At 41.5% G+C, this 22,275-nt stretch carries 22 protein-coding genes (1 of these 22 only partly in view); 4 read left to right on the forward strand and 18 right to left on the reverse strand.

What is annotated here, in order from left to right:
- The first annotated feature begins 324 nt into the window (after nt 1-324).
- The 3 genes from A994_RS05405 (at nt 325) to A994_RS05415 (ending at nt 2,061) form a co-directional block, all read left to right on the forward strand.
- Nucleotides 325-609, forward strand: coding sequence for a hypothetical protein (locus A994_RS05405; protein WP_048204108.1), 285 nt, complete (start codon nt 325-327; stop codon nt 607-609).
- 13 nt (nt 610-622) lie between these two features.
- The gene (locus A994_RS05410; RefSeq protein WP_004030333.1) at nt 623-1,288 is read left to right on the forward strand and encodes a hypothetical protein; all 666 of its coding nucleotides are present in this window, start codon (nt 623-625) and stop codon (nt 1,286-1,288) included.
- A gap of 155 nt (nt 1,289-1,443) precedes the next feature.
- On the forward strand, nt 1,444-2,061 hold the full coding sequence (locus A994_RS05415; RefSeq protein WP_004030334.1) for a hypothetical protein: 618 nt from the start codon (nt 1,444-1,446) through the stop codon (nt 2,059-2,061).
- Nucleotides 2,062-2,415: 354 nt separating this feature from the next.
- On the opposite strand, the gene A994_RS05420 is transcribed toward A994_RS05415, so the two are convergent.
- A complete protein-coding gene (locus A994_RS05420; protein WP_004030335.1) occupies nt 2,416-3,237 on the reverse strand; it encodes a CPBP family intramembrane glutamic endopeptidase in 822 nt (273 codons plus the stop codon).
- A gap of 594 nt (nt 3,238-3,831) precedes the next feature.
- On the opposite strand from A994_RS05420, the gene A994_RS05425 reads away from it, so the two are divergent.
- A complete protein-coding gene (locus A994_RS05425; protein ID WP_004030336.1) occupies nt 3,832-4,662 on the forward strand; it encodes a glycosyltransferase family 2 protein in 831 nt (276 codons plus the stop codon).
- Nucleotides 4,663-4,876: 214 nt separating this feature from the next.
- Here the strand turns inward: A994_RS05425 and cobM are convergent, their stop codons facing one another.
- The 17 genes from cobM to A994_RS05510 form a co-directional block, all read right to left on the reverse strand.
- Entirely contained in the window at nt 4,877-5,644 is a 768-nt protein-coding gene (gene cobM, locus A994_RS05430; RefSeq protein WP_004030337.1) for a precorrin-4 C(11)-methyltransferase, read from the reverse strand.
- A gap of 140 nt (nt 5,645-5,784) precedes the next feature.
- The gene (locus A994_RS05435; protein ID WP_237739704.1) at nt 5,785-6,687 is read right to left on the reverse strand and encodes a DUF166 domain-containing protein; all 903 of its coding nucleotides are present in this window, start codon (nt 6,685-6,687) and stop codon (nt 5,785-5,787) included.
- A gap of 214 nt (nt 6,688-6,901) precedes the next feature.
- Complete coding sequence (locus A994_RS05440) at nt 6,902-7,081, reverse strand: hypothetical protein (protein WP_004030340.1); 180 nt, start codon at nt 7,079-7,081, stop codon at nt 6,902-6,904.
- Between the two features lie 99 nt (nt 7,082-7,180).
- Nucleotides 7,181-7,378 carry a hypothetical protein gene (locus tag A994_RS05445; RefSeq protein ID WP_004030341.1) on the reverse strand — a complete coding sequence of 66 codons (198 nt, stop codon included), beginning with the start codon at nt 7,376-7,378 and terminating at the stop codon, nt 7,181-7,183.
- Between the two features lie 10 nt (nt 7,379-7,388).
- Nucleotides 7,389-8,285 (reverse strand): DUF166 domain-containing protein, encoded by an 897-nt coding sequence (locus tag A994_RS05450; protein WP_004030342.1) that lies wholly within the window; start codon nt 8,283-8,285, stop codon nt 7,389-7,391.
- Between the two features lie 103 nt (nt 8,286-8,388).
- Complete coding sequence (locus tag A994_RS05455; RefSeq protein WP_004030343.1) at nt 8,389-8,685, reverse strand: TIGR04076 family protein; 297 nt, start codon at nt 8,683-8,685, stop codon at nt 8,389-8,391.
- A 239-nt stretch (nt 8,686-8,924) separates the two neighbouring features.
- Nucleotides 8,925-9,947 carry an adenylosuccinate synthetase gene (locus A994_RS05460; RefSeq protein ID WP_004030344.1) on the reverse strand — a complete coding sequence of 341 codons (1,023 nt, stop codon included), beginning with the start codon at nt 9,945-9,947 and terminating at the stop codon, nt 8,925-8,927.
- A 313-nt stretch (nt 9,948-10,260) separates the two neighbouring features.
- Nucleotides 10,261-11,607, reverse strand: a complete 1,347-nt coding sequence (locus A994_RS05465) for an ATP-binding protein (protein WP_004030345.1) — start codon at nt 11,605-11,607, stop codon at nt 10,261-10,263.
- A gap of 440 nt (nt 11,608-12,047) precedes the next feature.
- Nucleotides 12,048-13,724 (reverse strand): glutamate--tRNA ligase, encoded by a 1,677-nt coding sequence (locus A994_RS05470; protein ID WP_004030346.1) that lies wholly within the window; start codon nt 13,722-13,724, stop codon nt 12,048-12,050.
- A gap of 151 nt (nt 13,725-13,875) precedes the next feature.
- Entirely contained in the window at nt 13,876-14,877 is a 1,002-nt protein-coding gene (gene idsA, locus A994_RS05475) for a short chain isoprenyl diphosphate synthase IdsA (RefSeq protein ID WP_004030347.1), read from the reverse strand.
- Nucleotides 14,877-16,226 carry an RNase J family beta-CASP ribonuclease gene (locus A994_RS05480; protein WP_004030348.1) on the reverse strand — a complete coding sequence of 450 codons (1,350 nt, stop codon included), beginning with the start codon at nt 16,224-16,226 and terminating at the stop codon, nt 14,877-14,879. The genes idsA and A994_RS05480 overlap by 1 nt, the downstream gene beginning before the upstream one ends.
- Nucleotides 16,223-17,278 (reverse strand): type 2 isopentenyl-diphosphate Delta-isomerase, encoded by a 1,056-nt coding sequence (gene fni / locus A994_RS05485; protein ID WP_004030349.1) that lies wholly within the window; start codon nt 17,276-17,278, stop codon nt 16,223-16,225. Before fni ends, A994_RS05480 begins: the two co-directional genes overlap by 4 nt.
- 406 nt (nt 17,279-17,684) lie before the next feature.
- Nucleotides 17,685-18,482, reverse strand: coding sequence for an isopentenyl phosphate kinase (locus A994_RS05490; protein ID WP_004030350.1), 798 nt, complete (start codon nt 18,480-18,482; stop codon nt 17,685-17,687).
- A 76-nt stretch (nt 18,483-18,558) separates the two neighbouring features.
- Nucleotides 18,559-19,551, reverse strand: a complete 993-nt coding sequence (gene mvk, locus A994_RS05495) for a mevalonate kinase (RefSeq protein WP_004030351.1) — start codon at nt 19,549-19,551, stop codon at nt 18,559-18,561.
- A gap of 348 nt (nt 19,552-19,899) precedes the next feature.
- Complete coding sequence (gene amrB / locus A994_RS05500; protein ID WP_004030352.1) at nt 19,900-20,742, reverse strand: AmmeMemoRadiSam system protein B; 843 nt, start codon at nt 20,740-20,742, stop codon at nt 19,900-19,902.
- Nucleotides 20,743-21,400: 658 nt separating this feature from the next.
- Entirely contained in the window at nt 21,401-21,997 is a 597-nt protein-coding gene (gene rpsB / locus A994_RS05505) for a 30S ribosomal protein S2 (RefSeq protein ID WP_004030353.1), read from the reverse strand.
- Between the two features lie 152 nt (nt 21,998-22,149).
- Nucleotides 22,150-22,275 carry the 3' portion of a 4Fe-4S binding protein gene (locus A994_RS05510; protein WP_004030354.1) on the reverse strand. 66 nt of this gene lie beyond the right edge of the window, so the window shows 126 of its 192 coding nt (coding positions 67-192); the start codon falls outside the window, past its right edge; it ends in the stop codon at nt 22,150-22,152.

Genomic DNA, 22,275 nt, shown 5'->3' on the forward strand with positions numbered 1-22,275 from the left:
TTTAGATCAAAAAAAGGTAATTATATTACCTTTACGATTTAACCAGAGCATCTCTAGGATTCTTTCACTTTTATTTTTATCAATTATTCACATTTGCCAATAAAAGTGGTTATGCAATTAAATAGGTTGCTTGTGATAGGTATCACAAATAATAAAATAGTAAAACTTATTTATAGTTAAAAAAATAATACCAACTATCCAATTTATTATATTAGCCACCATCCGATCATCTAAACCGATAAAGATGGTGTTTATCGAGATTGGAACCGGATATTGTTATATAAAGGAAAAAAATATATATTAAAAGAAAAAGAAGGTATACACATGATATCGACTGTAACTACAGCCACTACCACTACAACAACCACCACTGCAGCTACATCTGCAGCCACTGCCACCACAGCAGTGACTTCTGCAGATATTTTAGGCTACAGTCTTATAGCCGTTGTGGCCCTTATAACATTTTTGGCTTTGAAAGAGATTTTAAGCTCCGAAGCCCATAAAAATAGTAAAATAAACACTTTTATTAACAGCTCTAACGTGGCAATTCTGCCATTGTTATTTGTCTTTGGTGCAGTAGTCACCTACAAAGTTGTTACCATACTCTAAGGGGTGGTCGGGAATGAAAAACCAAAAAATAGGATTATTAGCCATCCTGGCAGTAGTCATAGTGGTTGTGGCTGTATCAGGATGCAATGATAATACTAAAACAAACGGCACCAATGCCAGTGCAATATCAGAAAAAGGTACTAAACTTGCGATCCACAACAATGGTAGTACATGGGCACACGTTGAAATAGATGCCAATGCCACCCATAAAAACGGTACTAACATAACTTTTGGGGCAGATACATTCATAAAACCCAATGATAATGTGACCATTGATTTATCCCATATATTGGGATACGAAAATCAATCATTACCTGCAGGAACTGTAATACGGGTACAATCTTGGAAAGGACTCTTTAACACTACCGGTGGTGGCACAGGAGCACTTAACATATCATTCCAGGGTTGGTCAAATAACAGATACCCAACTGCAAGCGACAACTTGACCAACGTAACCTACAACCCATTGACTATCTCAACACTTCCAGTAAACATCACTAATAGTACTGTATTCCTTGGAACAACACCAACAGAAATTGCTAACATCCAATCCATTGACACAGCGGATCAGGAACTGCTCTACGAGGAAGAAATAATCACTGTGAATGCAGATGGATCTGTAACCATCATCATTAGCAGAGCTCCAGAGCTGTGCCGTGCAATTGCTAGTATTATTTAACAAAATACAACCCCCTTTTTTATTTTTTTATTTTATTACTTATTTTGAGTTAAATTTTGCAAATTAATTAATAAATTAAATATTGAATTAAATATATGGTTTATCCAGAATCTGGGAGTAATTAAAGAGAATTACTAAACAGCTAATTGATTGAAATGAATCAAAAAATCTTAACGGTAACAGTGGTACTGGTATTGGCTTTTTCAGCTCTGGCTGTCCTAGAAGTTTCCAGTGGATTTGTCAGTGGCCTGGTCTTTGACCAGATTCCATACAATTACAGTGCCAAAGTATGGATACCACCCACCAATGCATCAAATCCCAACTCTGCATCAATGGGAGGTTTTTACAAGATCAATGGAAAAGGTACCAATTTCAATTTCTTCTTAAAAATTTCAGGTGCTGAAAAATCAGAAAGTCCCCTGGATTACACTGGTGACGGACTCACTGGAGTGGGAAAAATAGATCAAATTAAATTAACCCCTGGAACCATTTATGCCATCGTAACCAAGGACATTAAAGGTGCTATGTTCAATACCACCTTCAAGGGACACATGAACCTAACATGTGCAGCATGGACAGGTGTCACCTACTTCCAGAATGATGGCAAGAACTTTACGGGTAACTTCACTATTGATGGGGTGATGACTGATTGGGAAGGTAATTATACTTTAAAACGAGAAAGTTACCGTATCCTAGGAATCAGTGATTTCATTTATTATCCCAACAATCAGAGATCAGCAGCCAAGAATGCTCAGAAAACATACTACCTTTAAAAAACATTTAATTCTTCTTTTTATTTTTCATCATTAAATAAGGCAGTCTCACGAGTCTGATTTGATTTAATAATTTTTTTCTCTTAATCATTTTTCAATTATCTACTTAATTTACATCGCTAGGACTATATATCTTAATGAATTAAATCCAAAATTCTTTATATTCCATGTTTAAATGGAAACCATAGAATTTTGATGGGATTTGAGTGATACTCAAACTGTATTCTATAAACCATACTTGAAACATGTTAAAAATGAATAATCCATTTTTCTAGTTTAGAAGGATAAAGCCACTGCACCAAAAATAAACTAACTTAATCTACACCCAAAAGATTTAATGCAATCGAAAGGGATTTAATGTAACCCAAAGGCAGCTAAATTCACAAAGGGCATTACTAAGAACAACATGGAGTTGGATATTCCGTGAGCAACGGTTATTCCGAATATGGATTTGGTTTTAATTAGACAGGTACCATAGAACAGGGCCACACAGAACACAAAGACTAAATCCGCAAAGTATATCCAGCCAATGTGCATGGTGGTAAACACCAGGGATGTGTAAATAAGACCAAAAGCTGCACCAAACATGTTGGTAACGTTATTCTGCAGGATACCCCTGAAGAGTAACTCCTCAGCCAGCCCAGTGGATATCAATAGAATAAAGAAAGCTCCAATTAGAAGCACTGGAGTAAACTGGGAGATCAAGGGATCTGGCCGGAGAATGAAAAACTCAATAATACCAGTAACAAATCCAGTAGCTGCAATGAGAAGTTGAACCTTGACATTCCCCAGAACCAACCCCACATCAGCCATGGACAAATTCTGACTGCGTATGATAGCTAAAGATGCTGCAAAAAGGGGTAAAGCAACAATAGGGAACCAGTACAATGGTTTTATCTGCATCATGGGTATGGAAAGTCCCACAATACGTATGATGGGTATGGGCATCATACTGCGTAGCAGGTTAGAAAAATCAGTTGATTCCACCATGGCTGCATTAACCAGAAGAGCAAAGAGAATAATAGTATGAGCAGCAAGCCCCCAGGTCTTATTAACATAGGTAGTTAAAAGTTCTGCCCCTATCAAAGCCAAAAGATAAGCAATAAGAGTTATGACATAATTAACTGGTAATCCAATTTGGAAACGTTTTTTATTATCCATTTCAACAGTGCTCAATTTCATTACTCCTCAGGTTATGGTTAAAATTTAATAATTTAATTTCAGTGAACAATTTTGATCGTAGGAATTAAATCCCATCACTCATCCATTAAAAAATGATATGAAGATTTTATTACTAGTGACATATAACTGTAACTATTATTTGATTGAACATCATTTTTTAGAATCTAAAATGAGAAGTTTTATAAGTTTCAACAACTAATAACATGTTTGATTAAAAAACAACTCCCTTAAACTGATTAAACGACCAAATTTATTCAAAATAACGAAAATAAATGCAGATTAGCTGTATTTTATTATTTGATTTTGTTTATAATGAGAGTTGAGTACCGGTTGAATATGAATAATAGGTTAAATACTGACCTACAATATTTGATAATAAATTATATCTTTAACTTATGAAATGGGATAATGTATAAAATAAAGTATCATTAAATTTTAATACCATAAAATTTAAGGTGTTAGTGAATATAAACATGAAATGAATATATTATCCATCTATTGCAATATTATTAACGTTATTAGGGAGGGGTATTAATAAAGATTATAGCTATCATACCCGCTTATAATGAAGAAAAAACCATTGGCAGCGTGGTTCTGGGAACACGGCAACATGTATTAAGGGTTATTGTTGTTGATGACGGCAGCCATGACAAAACTGCAGATATAGCCAGGTTAGCCGGGGCTAAAGTACTAGTCCATCCCCAGAATCAGGGAAAAGGGGCAGCACTCAAAACTGGTTTCAAGGCAGCTAAAGATGCAGATATCATAGTCACCTTGGACTCTGATGGTCAACACGAACCAGAAGAAATACCCAAACTTTTTGAACCCATAATCAATGGTGAAGCCGACATAGTAAACGGTAGCCGATATTTAAATGGTAATGGGAAGGAAACCCCTGCTTACCGACGCGTGGGACAGAACGTACTGGACACTGCCACCAACATCAGTGGAAAAATGGATGTTACTGACAGTCAGAGTGGTTTCCGTGCATTCGCCGGTCACACCCTACCACTATTCCGATTCCACAGCACTGGTTACACCATTGAAAGTGAAATGCTCATTGAAGCTTCTAAAGCAGGTTTAAGGATTAAAGAAGTGGAGATAACCACCACTTATGGAGAAGATTCTCACCATAAGAAGAATCCATTAAGCCACGGAGTGAGTGTTCTGGTGCGAATCTTACAGGACATGGAATTCAACCGGCCATTATACTACTTCACAATTCCAGGACTTATTTTAGTGTTAATTGGCATGATATTAGGTTTGAAATTCTTTGGAGAGTACCTGGGGGGTCAGATGACCACCTTATTCCCCACCACCCTAGCAGGACTCATTGCCATTTTTGGGACATTCATAGCTTTCACCGGATTGATTTTACACAGTGTTTCCCGTATGATTTGGAGAGCTATGGGTAAATAAACTTAAAATTTTCATTTATAATGGTTAAATTAATGATTTAATTTTGATTTTTTTCTTATATTTTTGAGTAAATTACAATAATATTCTGATTATTCTAAATTTAAAATAAAGATTAAATAGAAATAGTTTGATGGAAAAAAGGATTTAAAAAAATCCAAAACACGCATTTAATCTAAAGAATACTATTTTTAAATTAAAGGAGAACCACCATTAACTATTCTCCTTCACCTTCCCTGTACTCATGTGTGAAGTGGGCATCATACAGTTTGGATGGAGTCACTCTACCTGTACCAAGCACATCCCCCACCACAATAAGAGCGGTCTTGGTTATACCAGCTTCCTGAACCTGGTCAACTATATCCTCCAGGGTGCCCCTGACTATTTTTTCATCATCCCAGCTGGCCTTCTGGACCACTGCCACCGGGGTCCCAGGGTCATAGAAGGTTAAAAGTTCTGATACTACTTTACCGATCATGTGCACTCCCAGGAATATGCACATGGTGGCCTGGTGTTCTGCCAGTCTGAAAATGGCTTCCCGTTCTGGTTTGGGTGTGCGGCCAGATGGCCGGGTTATTATAACTGTCTGTGAAACTTCAGGCTGGGTTAATTCTGCTTCTAATGCTGCTGCAGAGGCAAACAGGGAACTGACACCAGGGATGATCTGGTAATGGATGTTTTTATTTTTAAGGTACTGTATCTGTTCAGCGATTGCCCCATAAATAGCCGGGTCACCGGTGTGCACCCGTGCAACCAGTTTCCCTTCACTGGTTGATTTTTCCATCATTTGCACGATTTCATCCAGGTTCATCTGGGCACTGTTGTAGATCTGGGCCCCTTCTTTGGCTCCGGATAAGACCTCCGGGTTCACCAGGGATCCAGCGTAGATAATCACATCTGCCTCGGCAATAACTTTGGCACCTTTGATAGTTAGTAGTTCCGGGTCTCCAGGGCCGGCTCCTATGAAAATTACTTTACCTTGCATCAATATCACTCACTAAATTTTCCTGAATCTTATTTAGAATAATTGACTGATTTAATTTTGATTAATTCGATATTTGATTGTAGATTTATAATTGATTGTAGATTATTAAATCTATGATAACATTGAGATAGTGGTTGTTTTTATTCTATTATGAACTTCTTTTCTTCCATTTCTATGGATCCATAGGGGCATTCCTGTATGCATATTTCACAGCATCCACAGCTGGCCGGGTCGATTACTGCCTGTTCCTCTTCATTTAAGGTTACAGTATCCATGCCTATCTGCACCTGTGGACAGTGTTTGATACATTCGTGCTGGCATTCATCTGCTTCACAGGTTTCAGGGTCCACCACCGCTGATTTCATTGCAAAACCCACTGCCCTGCGCACTGCTTCTTTGACCTGGTACCCTGCCAGGTGAAGTATGGTATCTCCCACCACGGGGTCAGTGGCCATACTGGCATTACAGGGGTAGTTGTGTAGTTTGTTACCTGCTTCCTGCTCTGCTTCCTCAGTGGGTATGCCTTCAATGTTCTCGGCAATGTAATGGGTACTGCCACAGGGAGCAGTTCTAAGCACCTTCACCTTCCGGATGAGGTTGCCTGCTTCTATTTCCAGTTTGGGTTTACCAAATTCACGGGCAAATTTATCGATGTAGGTGTCTCCCACCGGTTCCAGGGAACAGAATGGTTTGGGGAATACGATCTTAACTTCAGGGGCGGATTCTTCTATTTCCCGTTGCAGGCCGGGTGGTACCTGTGCCGGGTCGTGAATGGGTATGATCACTGATTTGGCACCGCTTTGCCTGGCGATGATAGGTACGATCATGTTAATATCACCGAATAGTCCCACTGCCAGGATGAGATCCGCAGTGGGGATGGATTTTGGCACGTACTGCTGGAAGTCATCAATGAACTCCGGTAGGTCATCCGGAATTTCTTCTAACCCCACCATACTACTGGCCAGTCCCATTTCTGCCAGGCTGTTAACAATACGACTACCATACTTCCCTGAACTTATCACGTAAAGTTTCATAGTACTCATCTCTGCATTTATTTAAAAACACAATCCAGTTAAAATAACACCTATCAATAATTAATTCTACTTTAAAGTCCTTAATAAATTAGTTGATATTGTTCCAGTGATATTTTTTTATTATGCCCTGAGAATTTTAGTAAAAAATAGAGAACAATTATTTTGGAATAAAAATATTTGGAAATAAAAAAAAAGATATTGATGAGATTTCTTTAAGGATATTTTATTCATTTAAAGCCCAGTAACACCTTTTAGGAGAAATGATTGTTTCATCTTTTTTAAGTTCTTTCATGATCTTGTCAACTTCTTTTTTCTCCACACCAGATATCTGGCTGACTTTAGTGGCGTTTAAAGGTTCTTCAGATTCTTTGAAAGCTTTAATTACCTTCTCTTTATTATCCATCATATCACCTCTTGAATTATTCCAGTTACCTGTTTATTATTCCATTTTAAATCCATATAATATTTGTTACGAACAGTTCGATGAAATGGTTAAAGAGTATCATTCAACCAATCCCAGTCTACCTTCTTTTTCTAAGTCTTCAAGGACCTGACAGACAAATTCATAATCCAGTTCAAGATCATCAGCAACTTCATAATCATAGCTTTCGGAGTAGTTTTGATAATAGCCTAATATCTCTTTTTTAGCAGTATCATAATCAATTTCACGAGTCCTGATCACTTTTATTGATTCCTTCAATTACCCCAACTCACTCATTTAATTTGAATCTTCCACTTTTAATTTCAATGGCATCCAGTGGACATTCCCTGACACATATCTCACAGTATCCACAGGTGGCAGGGTCAATTTCTGCCATTTTATCCGGGTTGAAGGTTACTGTATCCAGTCCAATGAGTACCTGGGGGCAACTTTTAATACACTCTTCCTGGCACTTTTCTGGGTTGCACTTTTCTGGGTCCACCACTGCGGTTTTCATGGCAAAGCCGAGGCCCCGTTTAATGGCTTCTTTTATCTGGTAGCTGGCCAGGTGCATGCTGGTATCACCCACTGCAGGGTCAGTGTCGCTGCTGGCATTACAGGGATAGTTGTGGAGTTTCAGGGTGGCACTTGATTCTGCTTCTTCTGCTGGTGTGCTCCACAGTCCCCTGACAATGTAATCTGTGGAACCGCAGGGCGCTCCCCTTAGAACTTCAACCTTTTTAATGTATCTATCGGACTTGATGAACAGGACTGGTTTACCGAATCTGGTGGCAAACTCATCTATGGGTGCATCACCCACTGGTTCCAGGGAACAGAATGGTTTGGGGAAAACTATCCTGACATCAGGGGCAGATTCTTGGATCTCCTTCTGCAGTCCAGGGGGCATCTGCTGGGGATCGTACACCGGTATTATGGCAGATTTTGCACCGGTTTCTTGAGCTATGTAGGTGACTATCATGTTAATATCACCGGATAGTCCCACTGCAATGATGAGATCTGCTGGGGGTAAATTCTGGGGGATGTAACTGGTGAAATCTTCTATGAACTCCGGTAGATCCTGGGGGAATTCTTCCATTCCCACTATGTTACTGGCCATTCCGTGCTCCGCCAGGTTGTTGACCACCCGACTCCCATACTTACCTGAAATTAAAAGGTAAATTTTCATGCTTCCTCCAAGGGGTAGGATTTTTTCATGACCCCTCCAATTATATCAAGGATAAGATTTTTTCATGATTGTTCAAAAAAAATGAATCAGAGTAGAATTTTTTTCATTCCTCCAGTCTTCTGCATTTGAAGATTACTGTACCTCCGTCAGTGTAAGGTTTTCCAGGATCAACACACTGCAGGTAGGCATGGTCCTTATCACCTTCCCTGGTTAATCCCAGGCTCAGTGGGATCCAGTTATGTTCTAGAATAGTAGTATAATGGAGAATAGTAGATAGTGCGTGGGTGCAGAGGGCATCGGTTTTATCCAGGTCGATTTCTGGATCCTCGAAAACCATAACGTCCCCTTCTTTGTAAACTGGGCAGTGTCCCCTTATTTCATGGACGGTTATCTCCAGCATTTATTCACCTGCCTTCATCTGTAATTCTTATAATATTTATGTACTCAGGAGTTCTTATGTACTCCGGAGTAATTAACCATGAGAATTACTTTAGTAAAAATAAACATTCAATGAGTGAATATCAAAATATAAAAAAATTAGTATTGGGGAGGGGTGTTTCAACCCCAATTACATATTAATCCGGTGTTTTATCCCATCAATTAGGGAGCTAACCCAGATTAGGGAGCTAACCCTGATTTTTACATTAATTCGTCACGTAGGTCTATGGTATCTTTCAGGTCTGGTCCGGTACTGATTATGGTTACTGGTACCTTGGTTTCGTCCTGGATTTCCTGTACGAACTGTTTGACTTCTGCAGATAGGTCTGAGTATTCAGTTACCCTTTCACAGGATGGGTATAACCGGTCCACACAGGTTAGTGCGATCTGGGTTGCACCGTTTATCATGCATGATTCACGGGCCAGTTCCATGTCAAATAGTCCTACTCTTCTTCTTCGTCCGGTAACTGTTCCGTATTCTTCGATATCCATCTTTTCAGCTTCACCCTGGGTGATCTCTGATGGGAATGGTCCTTCTCCAACACGGGTTATGTAGGATTTGAAAACAACAATAACATCATCAATACGAGTGGGTCCCACACCAACATCCGCTGCTGCACTGGAGGCAGTGGTGTCCTTACTGGTTACGAATGGGTAGGTTCCGTAGTATAAAGATAATCCGAATCCCTGTGATCCTTCAATGAAAACATCTCTTCCTTCATCAAGGGCAGTGTTGACTTCCAGTGGCACGTCGGTGGTGTATCCTTCCATGGAATCAACGTCACCAGCCAGTTTTATGGTTCGCAGTGCCCGGTCACGGTTGGCTGGTCCGCAGCCAGTTCCAGTACTTCCGATCTTCTTATAAAGGTGGTCAGAGCCTTTATCTTGCTCTTTGTGTTCTTCTTCGATTATGGCACAGCGATAATCAGCGAAGGTTCTATTCTTTACTTGGTATTTGTTGAGGTAGTCCAGTTCGTGGTGGAAGACTGATGGGTCAACCAGTACACCGGCTCCTATGAGGAGTCTTGCTCCGGTGTGAACGAAACCTGATGGGATCATCCTCAGCCCATATTTTTCTCCGTTAAATTCCACAGAATGGCCTGCATTAGGGCCTACTCCAGCACGGGCAATGATCTCCGGTTTGTCCTGGTAACAAAGGTAGGTAATACACTTACCCTTACCTTCATCACCCCAACCTCCGCCTACTAAAATGTTGCATGTCATATATAATCATCCTCTTGTAGTGTAGTGAATTCAACCTCTTTTATATTGTAAATAACCGCTTAAAAAGATTTTCCCACGTAACTATTAAGGGAATAAATCCCATTAAACTGACTATAACTTGAGGTGTGTCCGTTAATATGCCTTATTCAATATTTAATGGATTTATGATGGTGATAATCTCGTTTCGAGTTGTATGATCATTGCCCTTTGGTGATCATCACTCATTTAATATATTTTTTTAAGTGTATTTTAGATGCAAGTAAGATATACTGAATATTTTATGTAATTCTTAAGATGCATATCCTTATGATAATTATTGATGTGGTTTGCTTCCCTGGGTGATAATCCTTTCAAACAGTTCCGGAGTGTATTTACGCTGCATGGATACCAGGATATGCTGATTCAATGCTTCCTCCAGTATTTCCACTGTCATCTTATCTTCTTCCCTCCGGATACGTATGGCCTGAGCTATCTGGGCAATGTCCCTGGCATGGGCAAAGGTGGGTTTTAAGCTTTCCCCTCCCTGCATCTGGGGAATGTAAACTTTCCGGAAGCGTTCCAGAACATCTTCATCATAGTCCTCCTTGAGGGTGTCCAGGTTACGTTTAAAGACCTCTACGATTTCATCGGAACTGGGAACTTCCAGGTACACGTGTAAGGGTGCACGGCGGAGGTGTGCTTCGTCAATGATGGTTATCTCCAGGTTAGTGGACAGGGCAGGTATGAAGTGGGTGTGCACAATTACCGGTGCTCCCTTAACGTAGATCACATCCTTCTTATTCTCCAGGGGTACGATCATCCGGTTAAGGAGTACATTGGGGTCTTCCTTCTGCCTTCCCAGGTCGTCCAATAATAGAACTCCTCCATTGGCTTTCAGGATGGGTGAGGTTTCATAAACTCCCTTGTTGGGGTCGTATAGTGTTTCCATTTTTTCAGTGCTGAGTTCTGATCCAGTGAATACAAATGGTGCATAGATTTTAACCCAGCGGGGGTCTCCGGGTTGTTCCGGTCGCAATCGGTGAAAATCTGGGTCCAGTAACTGTATTATATTACCACTGAACTCAATGTAGCGTGGTATGATTATAGGGGGTAATATTTCAGACATTTTACTGGTTAGGAATGTTTTACCAGTTCCTGGGGGTCCGTAGATAAAAAATCCTTTACCTCCAATGGCTGCTTCGGTGAGGACCTTTTTGGGGTAGGCCATTCCCACCACGTCATGGAATGCTTTTTCCACTACCTCCTTGGGTATTTTGAGTGGGTATCGTCCTTTAATCTGGACTTCCATGATCTTGAAGTAGTCATCGTAGGTTACCGGTGCCATTCCAATGTAGGGGTTTTCCTCCATTAACTGGGATGCTTTCACGTGACCCTGTTTCTTGATGGTGTAATCTACACTGGCAAAAAGGAATCCTCCCCCGGTCTGGGCAATGAGATCTTCCTTTTCCATTGGTTTAAGGCATTGTTCTAAGATGTTAACGTGAAGGCCAGTGATTTCATGAATCTGCTGTACTTTTATGTTTCCGTAGGTGTTGATGATCTTAAGTAGCAGGTTCTTTATGAATCCCAGGGAGAGATCTATTTCATCCAGGGATTTGGGTTCTTCCAGTACCTGGAAGAGTTTTTGCATCCGAGTATCATGATAATATTCTGTTTCCATTGGTAAACAACCTTTTTAAAACGGTGTTATGTTGTTATAAGTTTAATGGTCGATTTTTATTACTTTTTGCTGTGTATTAATATGATTTTATTAACAGTTAAAACTTAACATCACAGGCACAAATGATTTATCTCATTTTTAGTGACGTGGGTCACATAAATTACAAAAACAGACACCAAACATACTGGGGAATAAATAACAAATATGAATTTTGCTGGAAAACCAGTATGGAAAACAGTAAATTAGAATTATTAAAAATGAGATTTTAGAAATACCGTTTAATAAAATACCGTTTAAGAAATAAGAATCTAAAAAAAGAATCTAAAAAATAAGAATGTAAATTAGATAAAAATTAAATTAATCTAATTTACTTTGTTGGGTACTCTATAAGGACACATATATTACTTAATGAAATATCTACTACTTCAAGAATTTTTACTTTATTTATGGGCGTAATAGAATCTTAACTTCCCATCCTCTGCCTGGTCCAGCCGGGCAAACCCAATCCTTTCCAGCTGTACCACATCATCGACCTGTACTGCAGATAATGACTGTTCAGCAAATCCTGTAACAGTGGATGCATCTGGCATTACCAGTTCTGTTTCGATTCTTCCGAGTTTTGGAACCCACTGCACTATCTTGGCCTTTGCTTCCCGTGCTTCATCAATGCCTTCACTGTGGTATTGTGCCTTTCCATCCTGGAAGGTTATGTTCACTGCATCCATAAGCCTTAAGACTTCATCTGGATTGGATGGTATGTCATCACCGTCCAAGTAAACATTCCCATTGAAGTCAAGCTTACGCATTCCCCGGTCCAGGTGATCTGGGTGTAGGGGTCTTTCCACGGTTCCCAATAGTTTCTCTGGCACTCCCTTAATTTCTACTAGCTGTGGGTTTTCAACCATGAAATAGCGGTTGGCTTTTTCTTCCAGGAATGCACGGTTCAATCCGTAGATCTTCTTCCAGGTCACAGTGGAGTCTGCTATTTTCACTCCGATTTCAAGCATTAACTCCTTGATGGCTTCGGACTGTATTCCTCTCCGGGCAATGGCCCTTATGGTGCCCAGTCTGGGGTCGTCCCAGCCACTGTAGGTGCCTTCTTCTATTCCCCTTCTGGCCTGGGATGTTGACAGGCGTACATCATCCATTTTAAGTCGTCCGTAGTGTATGAACTGGGGTACTTCCCATCCCATGTGTTGGTAGAGGTATTCCTGTTTTTCACTGTTGGCCAGATGGTCCTTACCCCTAAGGACGTGGGTCACACCCAGGAGGTGGTCGTCCACTGAAACTGAGAAGTTCATCATGGGGTAAACCTTGTATTTGGAACCAACACGGGGGTGTGCATCATCCACTACCCTCATGGCCACCCAGTCACGTATTGCTGGGTTTTTATGTTTTATATCGGTTTTAACCCTGAGAACCATTTTTCCTTCTTCAGTTTCTGGCATCTTCTCCCAGAGCGCCAGGTTCTCCTCCACTGATGCATCCCTGTGGGGGCAGGCACGTGATGAGTCTTTGAGTTCTTTGAACACGTCCCCGGGGCAGGTGCACATGTAGGCTCCTCCCTGTTTGATGAGATCCTGGGCGTGCTGGTAGTAGATCTCCATACGGTCAGACTGGATTACCTTCTCATCCCACTCCACACCCATCCAGTGCAGGTCTTCATCTATCATCTGGTAAGCTTCAGGGTCCACCCTTCGGGGGTCTGTGTCTTCAACCCGTAGGATAAGCTTACCTCCATACCGTTTCCTGTATTCCTGGTTTAAAACTGCTGCCCTTGCATGACCTATATGTAGGGGGCCTGATGGATTTGGTGCAAAACGGAGTACAACTTCACCATCCACTTCAGGTAAGTCTGCCAATCCCTTGACCTTCTCTACTTTTTTCTCCTGGTAGCCACCTAACTGTTCCAATTCCTTGCTCTGAGCATCCAGGGGCATCTTGTTGATTGTGCTAACAATTTGACCCGCGGTTTTTGAAACCTGCCCTGCATCCTGACGGTACTCAGGGTGTTTGCTCATTATCATTCCTATAACTGCTCCAGGCTGGGCCTGGCCTCCGTGTTTAGCTGCATTGATAAGAGCGTACTTTCGAATGATTTCTTCCAGTTTATCCATTGGTAATCACTTCATTTTTTTTGATCCTTTCTAATGGCCAGGTAAACCTTTGCACTGACCAGGAAAAATAATTTCTAAAAAAAATAGGGGAAATAATTGAAAAATAATAAATTAAAGGGGTTTTTTTAGTTGCTTGCGTTCTGGTACAAACTTAGTTACTGCGTTCCAGTACAAAGTCTGCTATCAGGAGGAGTGCATCTCTGGATGAACTATCATCTAAAGTATCAATCAGTAGTTCTTTTGCCTGGTTAACGTTTTCTCGAGCTACTTTCCATGCGTACTCTATGGATCCATATTTCTCCAGTATTGCCACTGCTTCTGAAACGTTTTCATCCCCTTCTTCCTTGAGGATTGTGTGTAACCGTTTCTTGTCCTCTTCGCTGGCCTGGCTTAGTGCGTGTACCACCAGGAGGGTCATTTTACCCTCGACTATGTCACTGCCCACTGGTTTTCCCAGGTCTTCTTCAGAACTAGCCACATCCAGGTAGTCATCCTGTATCTGGAATGCCAGGCCTATGAGTCTCCCGTATTCAGCCAGGGCTTCCACCTGTTCTGGTGATCCCCCGCCGAGTATGGCTCCTGCTTTGGTGGCTGCGGCAATGAGTGCTGCGGTTTTCTTGTAGATCATGATCAGGTATTCTTCTTCACTGACATCCATGCGCTCGGTAAAGCCCATGTCCATTGCCTGACCCTCACAGATCTTCACACAGCTATCCACCACGGTGTGCAGTGCGGGTAGTATCAGTTCCGGTGTTACCCCATCATCTTCACTCTGCATTACCGAGGCAAATGCTTTGGAGAAGAGGGTGTCCCCGGCCAGGATGGCCATGGGTTCTCCCCATATTACATGTACCGATGGTTTTCCCCTTCTTTTCTCATCCTGATCCATGATATCATCATGGATCAAACTGAAGGTGTGGATGAGTTCCACGGCTGCTCCTGTTTTAAGGGCGGATTTGACCTGACCACCCACGGCTTCTGCACTTAAAACCGCCAGTGATGGTCTGAGCTTTTTTCCACCGGCCTTTACCAGATGTTCTGATGCCTGAAGGAGTGTTTCAGGGTCCACTGTTTCCAGTGCCCTGTTTATCTCCTTATCTATATCTGCAGAGTATCTTTTGAGAATCTCAGTTACTTCCAGTTTTGTTTCCATTAAAGTCCTCCATTGAAAACCTGTGCCTGTCCATTTCTAAGTACGTGAATGTCATTACCCATTTTGTATCCTTCTTCCTCTGCTAACTCGGTGTAGGCAGCCAGCATTTCCAGGTCACCGTGGGATGGTATGATGTGTTCGGGTTGCAGCATGCGTATGAAGTCACGATGGTCTTCTCGACCGGCGTGTCCAGATACATGCGCGTTGGTATAAATTCGTGCCCCGTTACCTTTTAAACGTCGCTCCATGAGGTTTCGGTTGGCGGCGTTGGTGGGGTTGGGTATGATTGGTGCACTGATAACTACATTATCACCGGGTGCCACGTTGAAGTGGGTTCTTCCACTGGCTATTCTGGGTAGTAGTGCGTCGGGTTCTCCCTGGTGTCCGGTGGTTACCAGTATGTAATCGGAACGGTTCTCCTCAGCACGGGCCAGTGCCCGGTTAACTGATTTGGGGCTGCCGAATATACTTGTACCGGAGGGGAGTTTTAGGATTCCCATCTTTTCAGCTATGCTCCCGAAGCGTTCCATTGATCTTCCCAGGAGTAAGATTTTCCGGTCACTTTCCTGGGCAATGTTACATATAGCCTGGATACGTTCAATATGACTGCTGAAGGTGGTAACCAGTAAACCTTCCGGTGCAGGTAAGATATCCTTCATTATATCTTCCAGGACTATTCTGGCCACTTTCTCAGAGTGGGTTTTTTCCTGCTTGGTCTCGGTCATCCTGGTAGTTTCCACAATCAATGCCAGAACTCCCTGCCTTCCCAGTTGCCTTAGGCGTTCATAATCCGGTGGTGGGCTGAGCATCATGTGGTTGTCGAATTTGTAATCATTGGCATAGACAATGATACCCTCTGAGGTGTGCAGTACCGGGGTCACAGCCTGTGGTATACTGTGGGTGGTGTGCACAAATTCCAGGGTGATGTCCGGGGATAGTTGCATTTTCTCTCCGGAGTTTAGAACCTGGAGTGGATTGGAAACCTCGAATTTTCTTTCCTGTTTTATACTGTTTTCCACCAGTGCCAGGGTGTAGGGTGTTCCAATGAGGGGTGCATCGTAGCGGTGGGCCAGTTTGGCCACTGCTCCAATGTGGTCCAGGTGCCCGTGGCTGAATACTATGGCCCTGACCTTCCCATCCACATCTTTCATCAGGGTGTCATCAGGGATGACTCCCCTTTCAATCAGGTCCAGACTGTGCATACGGGCAATGTCTGTGTCTTCGTGTATGTGAATTCGATCCAGGTTGATTCCCATGTCGAATATAACCACATCATCCCCCACTTTAACTGCGGACATGTTTTTGCCCACTTCTTCGTATCCGCCTATGGCGATAACTTCCACACTCATAAGGATGACCTCCTTGCATAAATTTTAGTATTGTAGCCCCTTTCTGTGAGCCATTCTCTTGTTTTTCCCTGGATTACCAGGTCCGTTTTTTGCAGTTGTTTCAGGTTTGATGCACCTACCAGGAACATGGCCACTTTGATCTGGTCCATGAATTTCTGGAAGAATTTCTCCAGTGCTCCTTCACCCAGGTAGGATGTTTTGAGAACTGGTAATGCCATTCCCACAGCATCGGCCCCTAAGGCCAATGCTTTAACTGCTTCTAATCCGTTTCTTATTCCTCCAGAGGAGATTATTGGTATCTGGACTGATTGGGAGACTTCTACTGTGCTAGCTGCGGTGGGTATTCCCCAGTCCCAGTACAGTTCACCCATATCTTTATCTGGTGAGCGGTAGGTTTCTACTGCTGCCCAGCTTGTTCCTCCAGATCCTGCAACATCAATGGCTTTAACACCCACATTTTCCAGTAGTTTGGCATCGTTTCCACTGATACCTGCACCGGTTTCTTTGGCTATTACCGGGATTTTCATTTCTTCTGTGGTTTTTTTGATGTTTTCCAGGTATCCTCTGCTGTCCACATCTCCCTCTGGCTGGATGGCTTCCTGTAATGGGTTCAGGTGAATAGCCATTGCATCAAGGTCCATCATCTGACTGGCTTCAAGGGCCTGTTCCATTTGAGGAGCTCCTATGTTACCAATTAGCAGTGCATCAGGGGCTGCTTCACGGGCTACTGTGTAGGTTGATGTCAGTTCTGGGTTTTCTACTGCAGCTCTCTGGCTTCCCAGTCCCATGCCTATGTTAAGGTTTCCTGCTGCCTGGGCCAGTTTCTGGTTTACTTCAATTGAGGAGGGGTGTCCTCCTGTGATGGCAGTTATTATTATGGGTGCATCCATTTTTTTCCCAAGTAGGGAGGTGGATAAATCTATTTCTTCCTTATTTATTTCAGGAAGGGCTTTGTGGACGAGTTCCACATCTTTAAATCCTGTTTTTTTATGGTATTCCACATCGCTGTGGGTACATAATAGCAAATGCTCTAATTTTCTATCTGAAATCATAATTTCTTCCTATGGTCTAATTTAATTTTCTACCATTAATTTCATGTCTTTCCATTTTATTCTAAGTAATATCTATTTTTTTTAATGATTGATGCTCTTGAATGATTTATTTATGATTTGCACATGTTTTAATGATTTATTTTAATAATTTCATTCCAATGATATTTGGATTATTCATTCTATCCATTTGAATTCTATTTCTATGTGAATTTGAAATTCTATCTAATGATTTATTCTCTATTTTAATGATTGTTCTGAATTATAGAGTATAATTTGTTTTTAATGAATTTGTGAACGTGATTATTTTGTGAATTCAATTTAAATTTATGAATTTATTAAAGGGGTCCGATTTTATTTAAAGAAGGCCTATTATATTTAAAGAAAACCTAATTTATTTAAAATAACCCTATTGTTTACTTATAATTGTTCCCCTGACTTTTTCACCCTTTAGGGCACTTTCCAGTAATCCTTCACAACCAACATTGATCAGTTCTGATTCAATTCCCTTCCCTGCCAGTTCCAGTAGTTCGGTCAGTTTACCGGCCATTCCACCGGTTACGTCAACGGTTCGTGCTCCCTCCAGGAATTTCAGATCTTCCATGGATTTTACTTCCTCCAGAAGTTGTGCCTGGGAATGTGTTTTGGGGTCACTGTCGTATATTCCATCTACGTCTGAGCCCAGGATGATCCGCTCTGGCTGCAGTTCCTTTGATAGGTAGTTTACCAGCTGGTCACCGGATACCACTGCCATCTGGATACTTTCATCGGTATCCATGACCACGTCTCCGTATAGTACTGGTACCAATCCCATTTCCAGGTATTTTTCCACTATTTCTAGGTTTGCTGATTTGATCCGTTTATTTTCAGTTATTATGAATGATGATGGTGGTACTGCCACTGCTGGAATTTCGTAGTTCAGCAGGTAGTGGCATACGAAGTGGTTGAGATTTTTAACCGAATTCTGGGTTAGGGTGAATCCCATTTTCTTACGCTCCAGTTCTTCTGGAGTGGTTATGGGGCTTCCTATTTCATATTTTCTGGCGTGCAGGTGGCCGAAGCTTCCTGCTCCGTGGATTATGATAAGTTTTCTGTTACCAGACCGGGCTATTTCCTGGGCGATTCTATCCAGGTTCACCGGGTCCAGGGTGGGTTTTGTAGCGTCTTTGCGGGTGATTACACTTCCACCCAGTTTCAGGATAATCATGAACTACCTCGTATCAAATGAACTACCTCATATCAATCTATAATCATTATCAATGCAATCATTATCAATCTATTAATCACCAGGTCACCCCTTTTCGTGACATTCCAACCAGAAAGGCATTGTCAATTGACTGGAGTTCTTCCAGTACTTCTCTGGTTTTCCCCGGGCAGTAAGCAATCATGCTACCTCCCCCTCCAGCCCCGGTTAGTTTGGAACCTAGAGCTCCGGCACTGCGTGCATGGTAGATTAATCGGGATAATTCATCGGTGTTGACTCCCAGTGCATCCAGTAATCCCTGGTTAATGTTCATCAATTCTCCTACCCGTTCTTCCTCACCATGGGTGATGGATTCTCGTGCATGGTTGGTCACATTTCCCATGAGCCCTATAATGGGCTTTATGATGGTGGGGTGGTCATTGCAGAGTTTTCGTACCTGTTGCACCAGGAGACCGGTGTTACCGGGTTGGCTGGTGTAACCCACTACCAGTGGCATTTCCAGGGCGGGTTTTATTTTCACGCCTCCACTTTCATGAGTGAAGTATAAAAATCCACCGTGGGTTGATACGGTGGTGTCCAGTGGGCTTGCTGCTCCCTGAACTTCTAACTCTACCTGGTGGGCTGTGAGTGCCAGGGTTTCCAGGGATAGGTCATGATGGTAATAACGTGCAGCTGCGGCCAGGGTGGCAACGGTGATGGCTGCTGATGATCCCAGCCCTGCTCCTATGGGTATTTCCAGATCCACTGTTATGTCCATACCGTGATCCGGTGATGATCCAAGTTCGGTTCGAAACAATGCACTCTTAATGAATTTCAATATCCCTGCGTCAAATGTATCTGGGTTTTCTTGACCTAATATGTCATTTTCTAGACTTATTAAACCAGTTTCTATGTCGATGACCCCATATACATCCAGTTCTGGGATTTTAACATGTATACTGTCGTCGTTTCCTTCCCTGATTGTTACGTTGGCTCTTTTATCAACTGCCACTGCAATGGCGGGTTTCCCGTAAACCACTGAGTGTTCTCCAAAAAGAATAGCCTTGCCTGGTGCAGATGCCCTAGCTGTCATTGGATTGAACTCCGTTCACTAAATCTGTTTATATTTTATTTCTATCCTTACAAAACCTTCCTTTCTATTTATTTTTCCCGGATGATATATTTATGAGTTTAATTCTTTGTGATTTGTCATTATTACTATTTTGTAAGCCCTTAACAGTTTTTTTAACCGTTAAACATGCCCATATCTAATTTAAGTACTATCTTAAATTGGAATATCCTTACTCATTAAAATATTCTCACTTAAATGGAATATCCTTACATATTAAAATATTCTCACTTAAATGGAATATCATTTACTTATTAAAATATTCTTATTTATCTTTATTTATGTTTTCAATTTATTTGGATACTGCAAATACTATTTGAAGATTGCAGATGCATATCCCACCACGGAGGTGTAGTCTCCACCAGTATCACCACTGGTTGCGTACTTTAAGATAGTGGCTTCGGTGGCTCCCATACCACGGGATGCTTCAATGGTGGCTGCTACCGGACCGTATCCACACATGGTTACGTTGAACTTCTGTATCTGGTTCATCATTTCCAGTTCATCCATGGCTGCTATGGCTTCAAGTACTTCCTCGTCATGTGCCCTGGCCACGTCATGGGGCTGGTAATGGGTGAAGTCTGTGCTGGCAATTACCACAGTGTCCCTTTTGAGTTTCTGGGCGGTGTGGGTAATGGCTTCTCCCAGTTCTCTGGAGGTCTCCAGGTCCTGCATCATCATACACACCGGTACTAACTGGAAATCAGGGCTGATTTCCTGCAGGAAGGGTAGTTGCACTTCACAGCTGTGCTCATTTAAATGGGCGGATGGATCATCATCCAGTAATGGATAATAATTCAAGAGTTCACTGGCGAACTGACCATCTATTTCCACTTCTCCCAGGGGAGTTAACCATGAACCTTCAGTCATGGTGGAAAGTCCGGATCCTATCCCGGTATGGTTGGGGCACAGTATAACTACGGTTTCAGGCATACCATCTTCTGCCAGTTCAAGGTATGAACAGGCAGCCACTGGGCCAGAGTATACATATCCGGCGTGTGGAGCGATTAATCCTTTAATACTCCGTTTACTTCCAATTTTACCGGGAAGTCTTCCAGGTCCTAATTTGTGCTGGTAACACCATTTAATCCTCTTTTTCAATGAATCCTCATCTGATTCATAGAACATCCCTGCCACCGCAGGTTTCCTTATCATATGAATCCCCCTTTTTAGTAAAAAGTTTCTGGAATACCCCAATTTAATGGAATACCCTAATTCCTGGATACTCCAATTTAATGGAATACTCCTATTAATGGAATACCCAATTTACTGAAATACTCCAATTTCTGGAATACCCTGAATTTATCTGAATAATCCTAGTTTTCTGAAAATAGTTTAGGTTTCTGAACCAGGTTATCAGATGTTTTTACTTTCTACCAATTTTTTTATTTTTGATGATTAAAGAGCTTTAATATATTTTATAATCATTAAAGGATTTAAACATGCTAATGGGAGTATTATGAGAATTATTTATGAAAATCATGGGTTAATAGCAATGCGAAGAGTTAATATTCGCTGTTTTAAGTTAAGACCATGTATGATACAGTATAATCGGGAATTATGTAGTGATTAATATGTAGATATTTGTAGATGTTAAGTTTTAGTTATTTGTAAATGTTAGGTATTGTGATGAAATTTCATCCATTACCCTTTTCATCCATTTACCCATATTATCCAAAATTATACACCAGTTAGATATCCAAATTATCCATCAGTTAATTATCAACAATTATCCTCATTAGGTAAACTCAAGTGGTTTCATAAAAACTTTAGAGAACCCTTAATAATTTAAGGGTCCTTGGGAATTCTAGTTTTATATTTTGAGTTCGAATTCTGATGGGAGGATATCCAGGTCCTCTTCAGGAGCCAGTACTTCTCTTTCTCGTAGTATCTGACGGGCCATTAACCAGTACACTAATGCGATTGCTTTTCTTCCTTTGTTGTTTACTGGTATGACTATGTCCACGTTACCCAGAAGGTTTTCTGTATCACAGAGTGCTACTACAGGTAATCCTATCTGTTTTGCTTCGATTATAGCCTGTGAGTCACTTCTAGGGTCAGTTACCATTAGTACTTCAGGCTCTATGAACTTTCCGTAGTTGGGGTTGGTTAATGTTCCGGGTATGAACCTTCCAGGGATGGTTTTTGCTCCGGTGATTTCTCCGAACCTGCGTACTGGTGTTTGACCGTACTGTCGGGTTGACACTGCCAGTATATCATCTGGGTTGAATTTAGCCAAGAATTTTGCGGCTGATACGATTCTATCGTTGGTTTTTCGCACATCCAGGACGTAAAGTCCGTCTGCTCGTACACGGTAGATGTAACGTTCCATGTCCTTGGTCTTCTGTTGGGTTCCTATGTGTAATCCTGCTGCTAAATATTTGTCTAATGGAATTAGTAGTTCTGACAACTTACCACCTCTAATTATTATAATCCGTTTTTATTCAATTATTTTAATAGTTAATATTTGTTTAAGAGGAGATTTTTAATCCAAATATCTTTTATATTAATCTTTTATTAATTTAAAGGATAGTAGAATAGATATTCCTCTTTAGTGTTGATTTATTCTTCTTCAACTTTAACTGCTTCGTTGGGGCATACGTCCATACAGACTTCGCATAAACTGCAGTCTTCCTTATTTTTTACGACGATTTTGTCTCCTTCAAGTACAAGTACTTCCATAGGACA

Origin of the sequence: Methanobacterium formicicum DSM 3637 (assembly GCF_000302455.1) — an archaeon.
GTDB lineage: Archaea > Methanobacteriota > Methanobacteria > Methanobacteriales > Methanobacteriaceae > Methanobacterium > Methanobacterium formicicum_A.